Raw genomic sequence first — 1,637 nt, forward strand, 5'->3', positions numbered from 1 at the left:
ATGCCCCATCGCTCACGCTTACTCGTTCAATTGACATTACCCCTGGTGAATTCGAATCGATTGCGACGACACGTTGCGTGATTAAGCCGTTGTAATCCCAACGCGAATAGGCCCGACGCCTTGTCGGTTGCAGGCTTCGGCCAACGACGGGCTGGGCAGTTCGCGCGGCTTCGGCTTCTCTGGATTTCCCAGCTTACCGGGCAGGTGTTTGGTGGCATCTATGAGCGATCTCGCCGCTTTGTCGTTAGCCATTGCCAGCCCAGCACTTGCGCTAATTCACGGCAAAGGTTGAATTGGGCATGCTCGTGTCCACGACTATGCCCAATTCAATTAATTTGTGAACTTGTCGGCCGCCCGTATTTGGCAGCCTTCTACGACGCAAGATGCATTTATTCTATGAATTCACCCGGCTTTCGAAGCAAAATCTCAGGCGTCAATCACTTCGTAACCGGCTAAACGCAGGTGGTCGAGGAGGGCGTGGAGTTTCGCGATAGCGTGTTTACGCCGCCGCTGGTCACGCTCTGTATGATTTTGGGGCGGGTCTTTCGTCCAGACCATTCGCGCCACGAGGCCGTCCCGTGTCTGTTCGCCTTTTCTCGTGTGCCAGGGCAAACGCCCCTGCGCGGCAGGCACCGGCGCGTATTGCAAGGCATTTGCTGCGATTGCCTGAGCGGCGAGCAGCCGCACGCCCGGTCTCGGCCCCGGGCCGGCGGATTGCCGGTCGTCTGGTGTATGGCGCCGAATGGCACGACGGGTTGGAACCCCGAGATGCTCGCCAATCAGAAGGCTTAGCCTCAGTCGCATAGTCAGCGGCCGGGCGTGGGCTTTCCGGTCGCGCGGCTGGTGGCGCTTTTCAGCCTGGCCAGCGGCGCCGTGTTTGATGTAACCGTGGGGCGCTGCCGCGGCAAGTGGACAGGCGAGCCGTCGCTGATGCGGCAATTGCTGGGGCGTTTGCAGACGAACTCGGTGTCATTAGCAGATCGCTTCTTCCGCACTTATTGGTTCTTGGGCCTGCTGGTGAACCGCGATGTGGAGGGTGTGTTTCGATTGCATCAAATCCGCCACCGGTCGACGTATAGGTCCGGACGACCGGCTGGCGATCTGCCCCTTTGCGGGTCATGTCCACAAATCTTCGCCAGCATTTGGATGTGTCAAACGTGGGCCAGATGTTTGTGTGGACGCCAGCCACAGTCCACCGTGCTGCTAATCCGATCTACGACAAAATGTCGCACTGAAATAGCTCAAAAGAAAAATCCCGATTGGGTGCTTGTTCTCCACGTATCGGATCGGTAACTTTAGCCTCTCACCTTGCCGCGCATCTCTCGAAGTCCGCCGTCCACAGTCGTCTTGCCACGCGCTGGCACTGCCCATTCTAGTTAGCGGTGGCTCTGTCCGCTGACTATTACCACGGCCGCTTGATGAGTCTACACCGGCCGAGCTAATCCCGAAATTTGAACCAGATGCCCCATCGTTTCGCAAGCGGCGGCCAGATGTGCGCACGGCCCAATCTGTTTGAGACAATTGCTCAGTCCGACTTTTCCGCCCGCCGATTTGCTTCATGCGCCTCAATGAACCAGGAACCTTCGGATGCCCCTGCCTTTTCAACCGATCAAAAGCCTGAGGACGGTCATTTCACA

The 1,637-nt window shown here is 57.8% G+C and carries 1 protein-coding gene; it reads right to left on the reverse strand.

Annotation, left to right across the window (positions count from 1 at the left end):
• Positions 1 to 426: 426 nt before the first annotated feature.
• A complete protein-coding gene (locus tag VGG64_03520) occupies positions 427 to 687 on the reverse strand; it encodes a hypothetical protein (GenBank protein ID HEY1598643.1) in 261 nt (86 codons plus the stop codon).
• Positions 688 to 1,637 lie beyond the last annotated feature (950 nt).

The organism is Pirellulales bacterium, assembly GCA_036490175.1.
Classification (GTDB): domain Bacteria; phylum Planctomycetota; class Planctomycetia; order Pirellulales; family JACPPG01; genus JACPPG01.